At 39.6% G+C, this 18,779-nt stretch carries 19 protein-coding genes; 13 read left to right on the forward strand and 6 right to left on the reverse strand.

What is annotated here, in order from left to right; all coding sequences use genetic code 11:
• Positions 1-148 precede the first annotated feature (148 nt).
• On the forward strand, positions 149-1,126 hold the full coding sequence (locus Q7674_RS04455; RefSeq protein ID WP_045062316.1) for a GlxA family transcriptional regulator: 978 nt from the start codon (positions 149-151) through the stop codon (positions 1,124-1,126).
• Positions 1,127-1,212: 86 nt separating this feature from the next.
• Here the strand turns inward: Q7674_RS04455 and Q7674_RS04460 are convergent, their stop codons facing one another.
• Positions 1,213-2,922, reverse strand: coding sequence for a L,D-transpeptidase family protein (locus Q7674_RS04460; RefSeq protein ID WP_045062314.1), 1,710 nt, complete (start codon positions 2,920-2,922; stop codon positions 1,213-1,215).
• Between the two features lie 521 nt (positions 2,923-3,443).
• Between Q7674_RS04460 and Q7674_RS04465 the strand changes: the two genes are divergently transcribed.
• Positions 3,444-4,649: a serine/threonine-protein kinase gene (locus Q7674_RS04465; protein ID WP_237156702.1), complete on the forward strand. Its 1,206-nt coding sequence runs from the start codon at positions 3,444-3,446 to the stop codon at positions 4,647-4,649.
• Between the two features lie 54 nt (positions 4,650-4,703).
• Positions 4,704-5,249 carry a hypothetical protein gene (locus Q7674_RS04470; RefSeq protein WP_045062311.1) on the forward strand — a complete coding sequence of 182 codons (546 nt, stop codon included), beginning with the start codon at positions 4,704-4,706 and terminating at the stop codon, positions 5,247-5,249.
• Between the two features lie 144 nt (positions 5,250-5,393).
• Here the strand turns inward: Q7674_RS04470 and Q7674_RS04475 are convergent, their stop codons facing one another.
• Positions 5,394-6,422: a methionine synthase gene (locus Q7674_RS04475; protein ID WP_045062309.1), complete on the reverse strand. Its 1,029-nt coding sequence runs from the start codon at positions 6,420-6,422 to the stop codon at positions 5,394-5,396.
• A gap of 48 nt (positions 6,423-6,470) precedes the next feature.
• On the reverse strand, positions 6,471-7,451 hold the full coding sequence (locus Q7674_RS04480) for a DUF1852 domain-containing protein (protein WP_305421851.1): 981 nt from the start codon (positions 7,449-7,451) through the stop codon (positions 6,471-6,473).
• Between the two features lie 235 nt (positions 7,452-7,686).
• Here Q7674_RS04480 and Q7674_RS04485 point away from each other — a divergent pair, with 235 nt between their 5' ends.
• Positions 7,687-8,496 (forward strand): sulfite exporter TauE/SafE family protein, encoded by an 810-nt coding sequence (locus tag Q7674_RS04485; RefSeq protein WP_045062306.1) that lies wholly within the window; start codon positions 7,687-7,689, stop codon positions 8,494-8,496.
• Between the two features lie 82 nt (positions 8,497-8,578).
• On the opposite strand, the gene Q7674_RS04490 is transcribed toward Q7674_RS04485, so the two are convergent.
• Positions 8,579-8,905: a peptidylprolyl isomerase gene (locus Q7674_RS04490; protein ID WP_305421854.1), complete on the reverse strand. Its 327-nt coding sequence runs from the start codon at positions 8,903-8,905 to the stop codon at positions 8,579-8,581.
• 248 nt (positions 8,906-9,153) lie between these two features.
• On the opposite strand from Q7674_RS04490, the gene Q7674_RS04495 reads away from it, so the two are divergent.
• The 3 genes from Q7674_RS04495 to Q7674_RS04505 are packed head-to-tail and all read left to right on the forward strand — an operon-like array spanning position 9,154 to position 11,490.
• Positions 9,154-9,504, forward strand: coding sequence for a PepSY domain-containing protein (locus tag Q7674_RS04495; RefSeq protein WP_023935159.1), 351 nt, complete (start codon positions 9,154-9,156; stop codon positions 9,502-9,504).
• Positions 9,501-10,160 (forward strand): response regulator transcription factor, encoded by a 660-nt coding sequence (locus Q7674_RS04500; protein WP_045062304.1) that lies wholly within the window; start codon positions 9,501-9,503, stop codon positions 10,158-10,160. Before Q7674_RS04495 ends, Q7674_RS04500 begins: the two co-directional genes overlap by 4 nt.
• Positions 10,150-11,490 carry a sensor histidine kinase gene (locus tag Q7674_RS04505; RefSeq protein ID WP_045062302.1) on the forward strand — a complete coding sequence of 447 codons (1,341 nt, stop codon included), beginning with the start codon at positions 10,150-10,152 and terminating at the stop codon, positions 11,488-11,490. Before Q7674_RS04500 ends, Q7674_RS04505 begins: the two co-directional genes overlap by 11 nt.
• Before the next feature lie 89 nt (positions 11,491-11,579).
• Here the strand turns inward: Q7674_RS04505 and Q7674_RS04510 are convergent, their stop codons facing one another.
• Positions 11,580-11,873: a hypothetical protein gene (locus tag Q7674_RS04510; protein WP_045062300.1), complete on the reverse strand. Its 294-nt coding sequence runs from the start codon at positions 11,871-11,873 to the stop codon at positions 11,580-11,582.
• A gap of 247 nt (positions 11,874-12,120) precedes the next feature.
• On the opposite strand from Q7674_RS04510, the gene ltaE reads away from it, so the two are divergent.
• The 6 genes from ltaE to Q7674_RS04540 all read left to right on the forward strand — a co-directional run bounded on the left by ltaE (position 12,121) and on the right by Q7674_RS04540 (position 16,676).
• Positions 12,121-13,125 (forward strand): low-specificity L-threonine aldolase, encoded by a 1,005-nt coding sequence (ltaE, locus tag Q7674_RS04515; RefSeq protein WP_201798082.1) that lies wholly within the window; start codon positions 12,121-12,123, stop codon positions 13,123-13,125.
• Positions 13,126-13,429: 304 nt separating this feature from the next.
• On the forward strand, positions 13,430-14,272 hold the full coding sequence (locus Q7674_RS04520; protein WP_045062297.1) for an ABC transporter ATP-binding protein: 843 nt from the start codon (positions 13,430-13,432) through the stop codon (positions 14,270-14,272).
• The gene (locus Q7674_RS04525; RefSeq protein ID WP_045062296.1) at positions 14,272-15,234 is read left to right on the forward strand and encodes an ABC transporter ATP-binding protein; all 963 of its coding nucleotides are present in this window, start codon (positions 14,272-14,274) and stop codon (positions 15,232-15,234) included. Before Q7674_RS04520 ends, Q7674_RS04525 begins: the two co-directional genes overlap by 1 nt.
• On the forward strand, positions 15,231-15,692 hold the full coding sequence (locus tag Q7674_RS04530) for a DUF2753 family protein (RefSeq protein ID WP_023935166.1): 462 nt from the start codon (positions 15,231-15,233) through the stop codon (positions 15,690-15,692). Before Q7674_RS04525 ends, Q7674_RS04530 begins: the two co-directional genes overlap by 4 nt.
• Positions 15,693-15,899: 207 nt before the next feature.
• Positions 15,900-16,448, forward strand: a complete 549-nt coding sequence (locus Q7674_RS04535; protein ID WP_023935167.1) for a DUF2975 domain-containing protein — start codon at positions 15,900-15,902, stop codon at positions 16,446-16,448.
• Positions 16,449-16,457: 9 nt separating this feature from the next.
• On the forward strand, positions 16,458-16,676 hold the full coding sequence (locus Q7674_RS04540) for a helix-turn-helix domain-containing protein (protein ID WP_008989466.1): 219 nt from the start codon (positions 16,458-16,460) through the stop codon (positions 16,674-16,676).
• A gap of 47 nt (positions 16,677-16,723) precedes the next feature.
• Here the strand turns inward: Q7674_RS04540 and Q7674_RS04545 are convergent, their stop codons facing one another.
• Positions 16,724-18,424: an SgrR family transcriptional regulator gene (locus Q7674_RS04545; RefSeq protein ID WP_008989467.1), complete on the reverse strand. Its 1,701-nt coding sequence runs from the start codon at positions 18,422-18,424 to the stop codon at positions 16,724-16,726.
• Positions 18,425-18,779 lie beyond the last annotated feature (355 nt).

Below are 18,779 nucleotides of genomic sequence, written 5' to 3' on the forward strand. Positions count from 1 at the left end.
CCTGACTCTTATTTAAACACTGTTTTAAAACAGAATAACAGCATTACAGTGTTTATCACCTTTAATTTATGCCAAAATAACTGCCATATATGCCAATTTGATAATCAACTATCTGCATTACTAATATATTGCTCACAAAGAGAAAGGTATGAAAATAGGATTCGTGCTCTATCATCGTGCTTTGATCACAGGAATTTCGCTTAGTGCGGAAATGCTGACCAGTGCCGCCAGTTTACGTGATCGAAAAAGTCAAAAAGCAGACCCTTTTGAGATAAAAGTCGTTGCTCCTAGCCTTACTTCCCCCAAACTAACAGCAGGTATTCGTATTCAGCCTGATATTACTTTTGCTAATGCTGATACCTTTGATGTCATCATCTTACCGCCTATGTGGGGCAACCCTTTAGCCTCATTAACCAAACATCCTGAGATACCAAAATGGCTAATTAATCAATACCACAATGGCGCAAAGATCATTGCAACAGGAACTGGGGTTCTATGGCTGGCAGAAACAGGGCTGCTTGATGATCAAACCGCAACAACCCATTGGTATTTCTATGAAAAATTCTCGCAGCTATACCCCAAAGTCAGGCTTAATAAACAAGCTTCGATAACCTCTGCAAACGGGCTTTATTGCACTGAGAGTATCAACTCACAAACGGAAATGGTGCTGTATTTTATTACCAATAATTTTGGTCAGAAAATCGCTAAGATCATTGAAACCCATTACGGACATGAGATCAGTAAATCCGATCATCAGCCTTTTTATGAGATTGGTGGACAAGTACAGTTCGATGAATCCATTGCCGTTGCGCAAGACTGGATCAGATTAAATATCAGTAATCCTATTACGGCAAAAAGTATGGCTGAACATTGCCAATTACCACTGAGAACATTCAATCGTAAATTTAAAGATCAAGTCGGCCTTGCACCGCATCAATACCTGCAAAAAATACGTATGAAAACAGCCAAAGAGCTATTACGTGATTTTGGTATGTCTATAAACGAGGTATCCGAACAAGTAGGCTATAAAGATGCATATCACTTCTCTACTCGCTTTAAAAATGAGTTTGACGTTACACCCAGTGAATATCGAAAAATGGTAAAAGCTAAAACATATAATGCTTAATGAAATAAAACAAAGGCCAAGTGCATAACACTTAGCCTTTTCGTGTGCTTAATTCGCTGTTTGTCTTGTTAAACTAAACGTACCACTTAGCTACTTTGACCGTTCAGAGCCAACTTAATACGCTCATGAGTACGGTAGTTTGGAATCGAAATAAACTGATTATTAATTGGTTTAGTTCGAGGGTTATCGTAACCGTAAATATCAGGACGCATCGCTAGCTGACCATCCGGTGTTACCCAAGACGTTAAGTAAGCCACATCCAGATCCACATGCTTCTTCAAACCAATCTCACGGTGCTTATTGGAATTAATCATATCGTCGACAGAAGGCAAATTCGGCATATTTTGATAAGACAAAATAAGTTTTGCCATCTCACGAGGCTTTTGTACACGCATACAGCCAGAGCTTAAATCACGCTGACGACGTTTAAACAACGGATACTCTGATTGCTCTTCATCGTGCATATACACAGAGAACGAATCAGGCATCAAGAACGCCACACGACCGAGTGCGTTTTCAGGGCCGGGATCTTGACGGAACTCATGCGGGAATGTCTTCGGATTCACCGTTGCCCAATTAATCGAACTTGGTGGCACAACAGAGCGATCACTCCAACTGTTAATCACATCCATATGGTTACGCTGTAAGAAATTAGGATTCGCCTTAGCCGATGGAATTGTGTTCTGCACTTTAATAGTTTCAGGCACATACCAGTAAGGGTTAATCACAACCGTATTAATGTATGACTGGAACAAGTTCGTTGGGCGTTTTGGCATCCCGTCAATAATGTCCGACTCGAACACAGGTTTTTGATTCTCGTATAGCGTCATTGTGTAATCAGGAATGTTCACAATAATTTGTGGATCATCCCCTTCCAACTGAGCAAAACGCTCACGCTGTAAGTTCAATGCCGCAATACGTGCCAAGCTCGAATATGGGCGAGTTAATTGCCCCACCACTTCATGCCCGATAATACCATCAGCCTTTAAGCCATAATTCGTTTCAAAGGCTTTGATCGCTTGGTTCATAACACCAGTATTGATGATTTTCTTCTGTGCAATCACTTGTTGATACTGCGGCTGAGTTAAATACCCCAAATTCCACAGCACTGTTGCCACATCACTACCATAAGGAATGGTTTCACCCGGTAAAACCGCCTTAGCGAAGTGAACGTTATCGGCATCAAGCGGGTTAGCTGGCAAGCTTAACAGGTGGTTAATTACCCCCATTGTTGGAACAAATTGCGAAGAAGGCAGAAGAGAATTGATCTTTTGTACCGTTAATGGGAAATAACTCTGTGCCATTTGCAGCGTTAACGGCGCTAATGTCACGCGTTTTGAATTGTACAATGGACGCGGATCTTGCATTAACTGATGCACATAATCGATATAAACCAAGTAAGTATCGGTTAATAACAGATCAAAGCCACGTTCATCACGCTGTGTTTTTAAATTCTTTAATTCATCTAAACGCTGCTGCATTCCCGGCAGTGTTTTAGAATCAGCCACCGCTTGTAATTGCGGCATAATCGCATTCACTAACGCAGGATCTAACCAATATGGCATAAAGTTATTATCAGCATACAGCGCATCTAAAATCTTGTCGTTGCACACTTTAGTCATCGCATTCGGAGACAAAGACGCCGTGCTCTTAACCGTAACACCATCTAATACATGCCAATCCAGATCCGTCTTTGCCCCACTCTCAGCAGCCAAAGCCGAACCACAGGTCAATAATGCCGAAATGGTCATTACCGAGCGAATTACTGTATTTATCTTTTTACGACTAAATTTCATCTAACGTTCCTTATCTAAAAAAGCATGCTTTTCTAGAATCAAGATCATCCACTATTAATAGTGATAATGATCTCAAAAATAACTAATGGACGTAATCTATGCTAAAAAACGATACGTGAAAATATCAGTTTCGGAATATTAAATTTTATATGAACTTTGTTCGATTGAGATTTGTAAATGAATTGCTGCAATAATACTGATGAGTTGTTTATTTTATTTAAAATAATGTTTTATTTGAATAAGCATGGGGTAGAGGATAAAAAATTAAAATCCGTATTTAAGGATATTGCTATATAACGAGCCACGGTGAGTTTATCGTTTTAACTCATTTCTGATTAAAGATCATTTCTTACTTTCTACATTTCAAATAAACACTTTGAAACAAAATAATACAATCAAGCTTATGATATTTATGAATTAAATTGATTATCATTATCTAGTTTTATGGGCATTCTTTTATGTAAGAGTAAGAATGTTTGTTAATAAGCTATTAGTATTATTTTTAAGCTAAGAGGTAAATATTGGACGAGTATTCAATTCATCTAAAACGACAAGGTTTTGAGCTTCTTGAGGATATTGGAAGTGGACTTTCTGGTAAAACCAAAAAAGCTAAGCAAAACTCCTTAGAAAGATTTGTTGCCGTAAAGTTTTTCGATAGCGTATTTAATCGAAATAACAAAGAACTAAAGAAAAAGTTTAAGAGAGAAGCATTCATACTCGCAGAGGTACAGCATCCAGCGATTCCGTATGTGATTACTCACGGTGAAGTTAAATGTGAATACGATTCTGTTCCATATATTGTTATGGAGTATATCGATGGTACAAACTTAGAAGATTATGTGCAAAAGAATGGTGTCATCGATCAACGACAGGTCATCACAATTGCAACTCAAATCCTCGATGCATTATCACTTGTGCATGCAAAAGGAATTATTCATCGAGACATAAAGCCCTCAAATATTATGCTGTCTTCATCTGGTCACGCTTACCTGATTGATTTCTCAATTGGATGTGCCCCTTCAGGGAACCCTAAATTTACTAGAGCAACAAGAACTGGGGACCACTTAGGTTCTGTGGAATACATGTCTCCAGAACAAAGCGTCGATATGAAAAACATCGATAACCGTACAGACATCTACTCTTTGGGACTGACGTTATGTAAATTGTTAACAGGCACACCAACGCCCAAGGCTCTGGACAAGCCTGAACTCTCAGTTCCTTATGCTTTAAGAAATGTAATAAATAAGGCTTTAGAGTATGAAGTAAGTAATCGGTATCAAAATGTCAATGACATTTTGAGAGAGTTAAAAAGCATTTCTGGTGCCGGGCATTTTGCAATTAACACACCAAGTAAAGCACTTTGCTCTAATTTAAAATGTCCAGATGCACAATGGTCACCAAATGGTTTCTATAAAGGGGCTAACTTTATCGATAACTGCATTGATATTCACTGTACTTCCTGTGGGGACAAATTAATTTATCAATGTAAATGTGGGTACCCAATAGCCGAAACCCGTTTTTGTGGTGGTTGTGGTAGTGAGCTATTCAAAGTTCCTGAATGCAGTAGTTGTGGATCCTATCTAAATAAACAATATATGGGTAAAGATACGTCAAAAGGTTGTAGCAAATGTTTGTCAAAACGAGTCCAACCTCAGCCTCAACAGGCTAATTGGGGACAGCTACAACAACAACCTGCGCCAATGGACTTTGATGATATTCCATTCTAGAAAACAGAATACTAATTTAGCGTTATGTTAATTTGTCAATTTCGGAGAAATAGGTTGTTAAAGCTTAGTGAAGAAGTCCAGAAGTTAAAAACTCAAACATTAACCCTTTCTGGTATTGCATTGTTCATTTCCATTACAGCGGCATTACCAGAAAAAATTGCAATTATTGGTTTAGATCTTTCCGGAAGCAAAGAAACTGCAGGCTGGTTTCTATTAATCATTCTTGGCTATTTCCTTCTCAAGTTCACTGTATTTTCCACTTTTGAAGTGGTTAAAAAAGAGCTACCTAGTTGGATCAACTATAAAAGTAAAGCTCTTCGTGGAGATGTCATCGGACTTTCTGAACAAGAAATCTTCGATGAATATGAAAGACAGGACCAACATCATGTGAATGAAGACCTCGGTACACTTTCAGGTGAAGCAGCGGATATTAAGCGTAAAAGAAGCAAATTGGAGTATGATTGTAAATCAAAGTTTGTTTTAGCGTACAATTTATGGCTATATTTCAGTGACATAATTTTCCCAATTGTTTTTGCTTGTTACTGCTTTTGGGCTCTCTATTGTTTCTTAAAGCATGGTGTAGTATTCAAATTTACGTGACAAGGTAAGCAAGGTTATAACGTTACACTTTTACCTTTTCCTAATACTTCCCCCAATAAAAAACTGCCTAACAAGCTTTGCCCTCAAATGAGTTAGCCATTCAGCTAACTCATTTGTGATCACCAAGCAGAGCTTCTAACTACCCTACCCCAACAACTCTTTCCTGATAATCTCAGCGCCTGCACTTAAGGCTTCTAATTTACCTTGTGCGATATCTTGTGCCAGTGGTGCCATGCCGCAGTTGGTACATGGGTAGAGTTTATCTGCATCAACGAATTTCAATGCTTTACGTAAAGTGTTAGCCACTTCTTCGGGTGTTTCAATCTTATTACTGGCAACATCAATCGCCCCTACCATAACTTTTTTACCACGGATCAGTTCGAGTAAATCCATCGGTACATGGGAGTTATGACATTCAAGCGAGATAATATCGATGTTCGATTGTTGTAGTTTCGGGAACGCTTCTTCGTATTGTCGCCATTCAGAGCCAAGGGTTTTCTTCCAATCGGTATTGGCTTTAATGCCATAGCCATAACAAATGTGAACAGCGGTTTCGCATTTCAGCCCTTCAATGGCTCTTTCTAAACAAGCGATACCCCATGCATTCACTTCATCAAAGAACACATTAAAGGCTGGCTCATCAAATTGAATAATGTCGACACCTGCCGCTTCTAGCTCTTTAGCTTCTTCATTAAGGATTTTGGCAAATTCCCATGCTAGTTTTTCACGACTTTGGTAATGCGCATCATAAAGGGTATCAACCATGGTCATCGGCCCCGGCAATGCCCATTTGATAGGTTGTTTGGTTTGCTGGCGTAGGTATTTTGCATCTTCAACAAACACCGATTTTTGACGAGAAACAGGACCAACAACAGTAGGTACACTGGCATCGTAACGATCACGGATTTTAACGGTTTTTCGGGTTTCAAAATCGACGCCATTAAGGTGTTCAATAAAGGTGGTTACAAAATGTTGGCGAGTTTGTTCTCCGTCACTGACAATATCAATCCCTGCTTGTTGTTGATTTTGCAGTGATAAACGTAGCGCATCTTGTTTACCTGCCGCTAGTGCATCCCCTTCTAGTTTCCACTCTGACCAAAGTTTTTCAGGCTCGGCAAGCCAATCTGGTTTCGGTAAACTTCCTGCTGTTGATGTCGGTAATAATGTTTTCATGATAGTTAACGTCCTATGTTGATATAAATGATGAAAGCAATGTTGATGTTAGCTAGTCACGAAATTCGCTGACCATTGCTCAAGCACGGTTTGGTATGGTTTGATGAAGTGCTGCTCGGCAAATTTGCCTTGTTCACCCGCCAACCTGCTGCGCTCTTCTCGGTCATACACGATTTTGGTCAGTGAATGATCCGGGCTCTTTAAGTTGGGTTTATAGGACTTTCCAGCCACTGCGTTTGCATTATAGATTTCTGGTCGATAGATCTTTTGGAATGTTTCCATGGTGCTGATGGTACTGATCAGCTCAAGATTGGTGTAATCATTGAGTAAGTCACCAAAGAAGTAGAACGCCAAAGGAGCAACGCTGTTTGCAAGCATGAAGTAACGCACCTGCAAGCCCATTTTTTGGAAATACTGCTCGGTTAATGACGACTCATTGGGTTTATATTCCACGCCCAATACTGGGTGCTGATTTTCGGTGCGGAAATAGGTTTTGTTGTCTGACACGCTTAAACAAATCAAGGGTGTCTTTTTAAAATTCTCTTTATAAACAGCTGAATTAACAAAGCTCTGGAAGATTTTGCCATGCAGCTCACCAAAGTTATCTGGAATACTAAACTGTGGCTTACCTTTATTATGGTTTTGCAGTAGTACGCTGAAATCGTAATCACGCACATAAGAAGAAAAGTTGTTACCGACAATCCCTTCAATACGCTGGTTGGTTTGATTATCAACAATGTGGGTTTTTAATACTTCGATGGATGGGAATGTTTGCCCCTGCCCTTCAATGTCGATATCTACCGAGACAATTTCAAGCTCAACGGAATAGCGATCACCTTTAGGGTTATCCCAGTTCGCCAAGGCATTAAAGCTGTTATTGATCATGTTTAATGCGTTACGTAGATTCTGTTGGCGGCTTTCCCCTCGCGCTAAGTTAGCGAAATTGGTAGTAATACGTGTGTTGCTGGCGGGATGATAATTTTCATCAAGGCCCGTCTTATTAATAGTAAATGTGAAATCCTTTGTCATAGCGGCCTCTACCTTTTAGCTGAAATGAGTTGAATGCTGATGTACTGTCTGTATTCAGTTATACGTAGGGTGCTTGATCAATAAAAGCGTATTTCCTTCACACTCAACATGAGAAAAATTCAAGTTAATAGGTTTGAGTTGTTATAAATTTGTAAGCTATAGTGCTCAACCAATTTTGAATGGATGTATTTTTATTCAATACCTTAACTAACATTACGATGAAGAAGTGAATGGAATGACTGAATTATTGTTAATAATATATTGCGCATTACTTGGTAGTGGCGTGGGTTTTTTAGCGGGATTATTAGGCATTGGTGGCGGCTTAGTCATTGTGCCTATCTTGAGTATTATTTTACTCCACTTTGCGATTTTACCGCCTGATCAGGTGGTGATTGTTGCCATTGCCACTTCGTTAGCGTCTATCCTGTTTACTTCGACTTCTTCAGCGATTGCTCACCATAAGAACGGCAATGTGCCTTGGGATTTAGCACCTTGGATCATGACGGGCGTTGCCCTTGGCGCTCTGATCAGTGGCTTTCTTGCCGCCTTATTACCAGCCAATGTGGTACGCATAGTATTTGCTGTAAGTGTGGCATTGATTGCACTAAAGATGTTCTACAGCAGCACCCAAAAGGACAACGCCAAAACACGTAATATGCCAAACAATGTGGTGCTTACCTTTTTAACTACGATAACGGGCGGTTTGTCTGCGATGATTGGTATTGGTGGCGGTGCACTGTTAGTGCCTTTATTGACATTCTTCTCGCTTGATATGAAAAAGGCCATTGGCTGTGCGTCGGCGTGTGGCATTGTGATCGCGCTGTTTGGCTCTATTGGTTATATCACCTCTGGTAGCAGCTATTTATCTATCAGTGATGGTTTCGCTGGCTTTGTGTATTTACCAGCGTTATTCGGTATTGTGTGTACCTCTTGGTTCACTGCTCCATTAGGTGCAAAAGCCACTCACCACTTACCTGTGCCAACGATCAAAAAAATCTTCTCAGTGTTATTGCTAGCAATGGCAACCAATATGGCGATGAGTTAACCAAGCACCAAGGCGGGATCGCACTTTATAAACAACAAAGAGAGCTAAAATAGCTCTCTTTGTATTTTTAATTTTTCAATAATTACAATACATATAGCACTTTAATCACATGCCAACCAAACTTGGTTTTTACCAGCTCTGGGATCAAACCACGTAGGTTGTTGTTCTTCATTTTTAACGCTTGGCTAGTGCTGATTGCTTTGCCAGAAAATACCGCTTTATCAAATTGCGGTACCATAGCACCTTTACGAAATTCGCCTAAATCACCGCCTTTCTTTCCTGATGGACACGTTGAGTGTTTCTTAGCGAGATCTTGAAATTTTGCACCTTTTTTTAGCTGCTCTAGAATGTCGTCAGCCAATTCTTTGTGTTTAACCAAAATATGAAGTGCGTGTGCGCTAGAAGCCATGGTGCGTTACCTGTTTCGATTACTCTTTATGGCGCGAGATTTTGCGACAAATACGCCCAACTAGCAAGCCATTCACTGAAATTGAATAAAACATCAACACTTCTAGTGCTGGATAATTAGACAGCTATAACTGGATCATAGTTTTACAATAAAAGCTTAAATATTTAACGACTTACACCTATTTACAAGGCTATCATAGTAACCTCCATTCACTTTCCATTCATGCTTGCTACGTTACAGTTATAGATATGAAAATACGTCATAGATATTTATATATAATCGGACTTCTCGGTTCGTTAACCTTTGCAGCTATTGCTGCACCTAGTGTTAGCGACGATGAACACCACGATGATGTAATGACAGCCGTAGAAAAAGGGCTTATAAAGCCTTATTCAGCGCTTCAACATAAAGTTTCACAACAGTTATCTGCACGCATAATTAAAGTAGAGCTCAACGAAGATAATGGTGAGTGGATCTATGAACTAAAACTGATTGATAATGAAAACAATATAATAAAAGTTGAATATCAAGCTCAATCCTTGCAAATGTTACAGATAAAAGGACGACATTTAGAAAATGTCATCAAGGCTCCAAAATGAAAATTCTTGTTATAGAAGATGAAGTAACCCTTGGCGAACAAATTATTGCTGGGTTAGAACAAAGTGGTTGGGTAGCTGAGCTATCTAGTGATGGTATTGATGCGCTATACCGCGCGACTTCTGAACCTTGGGATGCGATTGTTCTCGATTTAGGTTTACCAAAATTAGACGGTATTACAGTTTTAAAAGGCATCAGGGAAGAAAACGTTAACTGCCCTGTGGTTATTTTAAGTGCCCGTAATGAGTTAACTCAGCGTGTTGATGGCTTAAACGCTGGTGCTGATGATTACCTTACCAAACCTTTTCAAATGGTTGAATTAGTTGCACGTGTACGTGCCCAACTTCGTCGTTCTACTGGTAACGCTTCCCCTGTTATTCAAGCTGGCGATTTAAGCCTTGATACCCGTACCTCTAAGGTGACGTGGCAAGGACAGTTAGTCGATCTTACTGCGCTTGAATTTAAAGTATTGTCTTATTTAATGCACAACACTGACAAAGTGATTTCTCGTACTGAGTTGGTTGAGCATATCTATAAACAAGATTTTGATCGCGACTCAAATACCATTGAAGTCTTTATTGGCCGTATTCGTCGTAAGATCGGTAACGATGTCATTAAGACTGTTCGTGGTCTTGGATACCGGATTAATGCTAGCTAATAAACGAAAGAAAGGTCAGCCGAGTATTCGTAATCGCCTGCTAAGTGCTGCTGCAATTTGGTTGATGGCGATTATTTTAACGGCTGGCTATCTTGTTCCGAGCTTTATAAAAAACTACCTCATCGAACAAGAAAAAACGCAGCTATACATCTATTTGGATCAAATCACAGCGTTAGTGGATATTGACTCACACGGGCGAGTTTATCTTGATGGTCGACTCTCTAATCCACGCTTTAACTCCCCTTATAGCGGTTTATATTGGTCGTTAAAGCTGAATAACCAACACCTTCGTTCTCGCTCTCTTTGGGATACGACGATTTCAGGTAACACTGAAGATGGTTATCAAGGTCCAAATAAACAGTCGTTGATTGTTGTTAAGCGTAAGTTTTTATTACCTGACAGTGATTATCCGGTTGAGCTTTCTGTTGCCGTTAACCAAGATCGTTTACTAAAAACACTGCAACAGTTAACCCGTGGCTTATGGTTGATCTTAACCATTATGGCGATAGGTATTTTAGCGTTAACGACACTGCAAGTAAGTTGGTCGCTATGGCCGCTGCGTAAACTACGTCGTAACTTAAAGCTAGTGCGAGAAGGTAAATCCACTGAATTAACTGGGCTGTATCCTGTTGAAATCCAACCTGTAATTGATGATTTGAATGCACTACTGTTTCACTATCAGGAGCTGTTGTTAAGAGCACGTAACCACTCAGGTAATCTATCACACGCACTTAAAACACCGATTGCAATTTTAAACAATGAAGTAGCACTACTTGATACGCCAACTCAAACAAAATTAGTACCTGCACTTGAGCAGTTGCAGCAACATATTGATTACCATTTAGGTCGTGCTCGCATGGCTGGTGCGGTCAATATTTTGGCAACTAAAACCGCCGTATCCAACCGTGTAGATGCTATTTCATTGGCAATGGATAAAGTGTATGCCGATCGTGACATCATTTTAGTAAATGAGCTTGAGAGCGATATAATGGTTGCGGTTGAAAGTAGCGATCTTGATGAGATGATCGGTAACTTAATTGAGAACAGCTACAAATGGGCGAATTCTTTAATTCGTGTTTACCAAGAACCGAATAACAACAAACAAGAAGTAACTCTTGTCATTGAAGATGATGGTATAGGCATTGCCGAAGAGAAATGCAAACAAGTACTAAAACGTGGAGTGCGTTTAGATGAAAGCATTCCTGGTACAGGGCTTGGACTTAACATTGTTAATGAATTGGCTCACAGTTACCGTGGTGATTTAATCTTAAGCCGAAGCCAGCGTGGTGGTTTAAAGGCAAGTCTAATTTTACCTTCGCCTCGCAATTAAAAAAACCCTGCTAGTTACTGGCAGGGTTAACACACTCATTTCGCAAAATCAAATTTATCCACCAAACTATTCATCAAGATTTGAGATAGTTATAAATCACGCATTAAAATTTCATAATCTTCCTGCGCAGATTCAATAAGGTGTTCAAGCTCTTTCGCGTCTTTGTTGCTAAGATCTATCTGCCAATTGACTTTTGATTCATCTCTGCAGACTAATAATGTTTTAGTTCCGGTTTTACTAAACCATAATTGTGAGAACTCAGCTTCTTGCTCTGCGTTATCCTCCAGAATGTTAACGCGTAACTTTCCCGTTGGGATCACACTAATATGAGCATGCCGCTTCTTTTTACCTAACAAGGTAAAATCTCGTTGTTCCACTAACATCACATCGTCCTCCTAGTGTGGCCTACTCTGAGTCACTTCAACAACAGTACAATCAAAAACCGACCTTTTAAGTGTAGATGGTTTACACAATATGTTTGATGAGAATTTAATATTAATAAAATAGTAATGAAAAGCGTTTTAAACATAATGCTATCAAGTGCTTAATAACAGGATATAACCACTATAGAACTCAAATACTACACGGTGATATATTAGAGAAAACGCAACTGGAAGCTAATAATAAATGATAGATTTTCGCTCAGATACTGTAACCCAACCTTCTACCATTATGCGTCAAGCAATGGCAAATGCTCCCGTCGGTGACGATGTTTATGGTGACGATCCAACTGTTAACGATTTAGAACAATATGCTGCAAAGCGCCATGGCTTTGAAGCGGCTCTGTTTTGTAGTTCAGGCACTCAAGCTAACCTGCTTGCATTAATGGCTCACTGCGAACGTGGTGATGAATATTTATGCGGACAACAAGCACACAACTATAAGTTTGAAGGCGGTGGCGCTGCCGTTTTAGGCTCTATACAACCCCAGCCGATTGAAAATGAACCAGATGGTACCTTACCGTTTGCCAAACTTAGCGCAGCAATTAAACCTATCGATCCTCACTTTGCCCGTACCAAACTACTTAGCCTTGAAAACACCATTAACGGCAAAGTCCTACCACTAGAATACATTCAGCAAGCACGTGAATTTGTTGACCAACACGGCTTAAAACTTCATCTTGATGGCGCTCGTATTTATAACGCAGCAACGGCACTGAATATAGATATTTGTGAAATCGTTAAATACTTCGATTCATTTACTATCTGTTTATCAAAAGGACTGGGTGCGCCAGTGGGATCTTTACTACTTGGTGATAAAGCACTAATCGCCCGTGCACGTCGCTGGCGTAAAGTGTTAGGTGGTGGCATGCGTCAGGCAGGCATTTTAGCTGCCGCTGGTAAAATCGCCCTAACTGAAAATACAACACGTTTAATTGCTGATCATACTAATGCGAAATACCTTGCAGAGCAGTTCAATAATGTTGAAGGTTTTTCGGTAAACCTTGCTCATGTACAAACCAATATTTTGTTTGCAAAAGTTGATGAATCTATCGATCAAACAGCATTGGTTGAACAATTAAAACAGCAAGACATTTTGATCTCAGCTGGCAACCCAATGCGTTTTGTCACCCACTTAAATATCACTAAAGAAGACATTGATCGCTTTATTACGGTATTGAAAGCGACACTGTAACTAAATACCGTCGGCTTTTCTTATAATAGACAGAGACAAGCCGACGTTATCTTCCACAATGACGCAGAATGATAACGTTCCTCTTCCCCTAACGTCACACAGGCATTCCCCCAACAGATTGAAATCAGTTTAAAACGTATAAGTTAGTAACCTATTTACGTGATTACATGTTTTTTTGATACCTAACTCACCTTCTTCGATCTGATCCTTTGCAAGCTAACCTGCACTCATTTAGCTTACACTAAATATTAATGATAATTAATTTCATTATCATGTAGATTTATTATCTTGCAGGGAGAGCACCATGGAACAAGCGTTTCATTCCGATCCAATACTCAAAGTCCGTGATCTTGAGGTCACTTATATTACCGATAATGGTGATTTCAAAGCCGTGAAATCAGTGAGTTTTGATATTGGTAAAAGTGAAATTTTCGGACTGGCAGGCGAATCAGGTTGTGGTAAAAGCACCATCGCTTTCGCCATTAACCGTTTACATAAGCCGCCCGCATTAATCACTAACGGCAGCATAAAATACAATGGCAAAGAGCTTGTCTCATTAACTGAACAGCAAATGGGTGTGATCCGCTGGAAAGACATTGCCATGGTATTCCAAAGTGCCATGAACTCACTCAACCCTGTTCTTCCTATTCAAGAGCAGTTTGCTGATGTTATGCGTCATCACCTTGGCTACACTAATGAACAAGCCAAAGAACGTGCAGAAAAATTGCTTGATTTAGTCAACATTCCCCGCGAACGTTTATCAGAGTACCCACACCAGTTTAGTGGTGGCATGCGACAACGTTTAGTGATTGCCATTGCCTTATGTTTAAATCCAAAACTTATCATCATGGATGAACCGACCACGGCATTAGATGTGGTTGTTCAACGTGAAATCCTGCAGCAAATCTATCAGTTACGTAAAGAGTTTGATTTCTCTGTACTGTTTATTACCCACGATCTTGCGCTAATGAGCCAACTTTGTGATCGCATTGCGGTCATGCGTCACGGCAAGATTGTAGAAGTAAACCAAGCCCGTGAAATTCGTAACAATCCACAGCACCCATACACTCAAAAGCTATGGGCATCATTCCCGAATATTCATGAAGAAGCACCACAGGTACACATCACAGCAGAGGAATTATCATAATGGAACAACCAGTTATTGAATTAAATAATGTGGTGAAAGAGTTCACTGCCAGTGGTGGTTTTGGTTCAACCGAGATATTCCGCGCCCTTGATAGCATCAGTTTTAAACTTTACAAAGGACGTACCCTTGCCCTTGTCGGTGAATCAGGCTGTGGTAAAAGTACCTGTGCTAAACTGATCACTAAAGTCCATGGCGTCACTGAAGGTGAAATTTTATTTAAAGGCGAGAACGTTGATACCATCAATAAGCGTCGTGATATTTTAAATTATCGTGGTAAGGTACAAATGGTATTCCAAGACCCATTTGGATCGTTAAACCCTACTCATACTATTCGCCATCACCTCACTCGCCCACTATTAATTCATAAGCAAGTAAAGGGTAAAGACGCAATAGAAAAGCGTTTGAATGAGCTAATGGAATTGGTTGAGTTACCCATTGAAGATCTTGATAAATACCCCCACCAACTCAGTGGTGGTCAGCGCCAACGTGTGAATCTCGCTCGTGCCATTGGTGTTGGCGCTGAAATAATACTAGCCGATGAGCCAACCTCAATGCTAGATGTCTCGATTCGTTTAGGTGTGCTTAATCTAATGAAAGAGATGAAAGAGAAAATCGGCATTGGTTTTCTCTATATCACCCACGACTTAGCTACCGCACATTATATCGCTGAAGAAACTGCAGTCATGTACCGTGGTCGTATTGTGGAATGGGGAGACACTCGCTCTATTTTGCGTAACCCACAACACCCTTATACCAAGTTATTGATTTCCGCTGTGCCCGATCCTGATCTACCCTTTAATAAATTAGTTGATTCAGAGCCTGACTATTCACAAAGTGCCGATAAGATCCGCGCCATCAGTCTTAAATCGGTCGCAGGACATCGCCAAGTGGCTGACAATCACTTTGTTGCAAACTGGGATGAAGCTGAAATAGCCGCACTGCAAAAGGATAAAATCGCATGACAGAACTTCACTGCTGGTTAGAATCCATAAAAAGCTGGTACCAACCCAATCACAGCCATGACTTTTCAGATTTAATCTCGGTAATCCAACAAACACCGCAAAGCATGATGGATGAACTTGATACAGAAACTGGCAGTGAAGCCCTTGCCTATTGGCTTGATGCTTGTTTTCGTTTAACCAAATACTATCAACATCAAGGCTATAACGAACAAGCCTTTGGCTATATTCAACTATCATATGCCAAGCTACAAGCCATTGTTTGTGAGCAAAGTTACAGCGCAGAGCTAAAACGTTGGAGCTTAAAGAAGCTCGATCGCATCATTGTCGCTATGGTGGAATTTTGCCAACATCAGTCCGATCCACAATGGCAGCAAGAAAGCATACAGCTGATAAACTTGCATGTGGCATTTATGGAGTCACAGCAGCATTTGAACTTAAGTTATGCTGCAAGTAACTAAAATATCTCTCATATCTTCAGCGAGTAGATCAAGCATTGGCTGCATTTGCTCGCTGTTCCTTTTATTTATCAATACCTTAGTATAACTAGTCCAATCCCTGCGTTATACCAACGCAATCAACAATAAAAAATTATCGAAAAACAATAATTTTTTATTGCTCAAATTTAAGTTTAAACATATTATCTCATCATCAACAAAGGAGGTAATATGTCTAACATTGAAAAACACAGCCGCAAAGTACGAAAACTCTTCCAAACTTTCTTAGTACTTACACCGTTAATGGTTATTTATTTCTGGTTAACCACCAACACGCCATACAATTTTATTAGCCATACGGGAATCTTTAATCTTTCATTCGACATTAATGAATTAACAGAAGTCCCTTTAACCTTAACCACACGATTACTCGCAATGGTTGCATCATTACTTTATTGCACAATAATCATGTATGCATTAGCTGTACTTATTAAACTGTTTAAAAACTACGAGCAGAATAATATTTTTACACTAGAGAATGCACAAAGTTACCAGAAGTTAGGTTATTGCATTTTTTACTGGGTAGGTGGTGGTCTTTTGTACGAACCAATCATGTCATTGATTTTGACATTTAATAATCCACCGGGACATCGTATGATAACGCTCACCTTTGTGGGCTTAGATTTCCTCACTATCGTATTAGGATTCATTGTTTTAATTATCTCTTGGGTAATGAAAGAAGGTTATCAATTAGCTGATGAGCAAAACTACACAATTTAAGAGCCAACTATGACAATACGCATTAACTTAGATGTCATGATGGCAAAGCGGAAAATGCGACTCAAAGCATTAGCTCAAGCTATGGAAATGACAGAAGCTAACTTATCAATTCTGAAAAATGGCAAAGCAAAAGCAGTACGCTTTTCAACGTTAGATAAACTCTGTGAGTTATTAGATTGCCAACCGGGTGATATTCTTGAATTTGAAGAAAATCCCAAAGATGAATAACAAAAAAGGAAGTAAAGTAAATACTATACTTCCTTTTTGTTTTTTAATTAGTGCGTTCTTGGTTTTACCCATACCGATTTGAAATCAAACCACCCTAATTTATTCGACTCCATCCCTTCCAGCTGACCACTATCATCAACCCCTAACCAAGCATGAAACAAGGGTAATACCTGGCCTGAATTCACCAATAAATGTTGAATACTTTCTAATGGAAATGTCTGGGTAATATTCATCCGCCAATTATCAACCTGCACATCTAACTGTGCAAACTCAGCTTCAGGCATAGCACGTTCTATATGCTCAAAATTATATAACCAAGGTAAGATGGCATCGCTTCGATTGCTGCCTAAACTCATACCATTGAGCCACATATCAATCTTGTCTGCTTGCTTACCCATCATGATCTCGCAAGATGCCATTTCTATTACTTTTAGCTTGATCCCATCTTTAGCCAAAATACCTTCAATTAATTCTGCCAAGTAAGGATAAATAGGATGCTCTTGCTGATAAGCCAGCGTCACTACACGTTTGGTTGTTGGTATTTGTACATCATCAGTGTAATGACAATCACAGATCCAGCCAGGCAACAATCCATAGGCATTAATAAGTTTGAAATCGACGACCTTATTAAGATCTAACGCTCGCATCAGGTTTAAGCTATTTAAACGAGATTTAAAATAATCGAGCCAAACTTGTTGCTGAGCTAAACCTTTATTACGGTTTAATAACAAATAATTACAACCTTGATCTAAGCTCAACCGTTCAGAGACAGAAACACTTTGCTTTTGTTCTAACTCTAATGCTGGCTTTAAATAAAAAGCTGAGAACCCCGATAAAATCCAAATTTCAACCACATCAGTCAAAGCACGAAAACCAAAGTACATATCAAAGGCTTCAAGTTTTAAGCGTTGCTTATCATTAACGGTCACTTTATAAGGACCAGTGCCTATCGGAAAAACATCAGCATCAGGGCGCTTTTGATCATCAGCTGGTTGGATCACCGCATTAATATTAGTGAGTAATTCAGGAAGATGGTGATCATCACGTTTCAAGTAAAAATCAATCGTGTTAGCAAACGGAGAAATGACCGAATCAATATGTTTAAACAAGGATTGTTGTTTTACTTGCTGAAAAGTTTTAATGATATCTTCACTTTCTAACATTCGACCATCGTGAAAACGAATAGCAGGACGAATATGAAAACGCCAATGACGACTAGAGATCATCTCCCACGCATGAGCAATATCAGCTTCTACTTCCCCTTTTTCCTCATTAAATTGGGTTAATCCACTGAATATTTGGCGGATCAAATGCTGTTCAGAGCGACGTAGTGGTTTAAGTGGGTTCAAATTCCCAAAGCTACGGTAATAAGGTAAACGCACAATTTGGCGACCATGAACATGGCTAATCCCCATTTGTTCTTGGATCAACTGTACTAATTTTTCAGCGTTATGATTGAGTACAGATAAGGCATTTTCTAGCTTACCATCAGCTACCAGTTTGCGCGCTTGCATAAACTGTAACTCACTGTCAGTGCTATTAAATACTAAGCGAGATTGCTTACCACGCCCTACTGATGGTTGCCAATCTATCCACCCTTTCTCAACCATTTTATTGATCACCATACGCACATTACGTCGGGTACAAAATAAAACTTCAGAGATATCTTGCAGGTTCGTTTCTGTCGTCTTGCCTGAGAAATGGTTATAAAGCCGCTGGAACTGTAATTTTAAACGCTGACCACTCATAAAGAGGAAACCTTATTTCTTATACTGTTCTCTTTTAATTTCCTCATTTTAGCGTAAAAATAATTCTGTCGATATGAATACAGCGCATGCGCTATTAAGAGTGTGAGTTGTGCTAAACATTCGACAAAGTCTACAAATCTCTTTGTAGCATTAATGAACATTGATTGGCTGTTTCCCCCAAATCATGCCTGTCTCCTGAGTGCTCATTAATTTCAGTCCGGCCTAGGCAGCTTTGTTTAGGCTGGACGATTTCCTTTCAGCGCTTCTATTCTTACAACTATTTATTTAATTTTAGTTATCACAATGACTGTCATTAGATTGATAAATACCATGTTTATCCTGACCTTAACTTCCC

The organism is Photobacterium leiognathi (assembly GCF_030685535.1).
Taxonomy (GTDB): Bacteria; Pseudomonadota; Gammaproteobacteria; order Enterobacterales; family Vibrionaceae; genus Photobacterium; species Photobacterium leiognathi.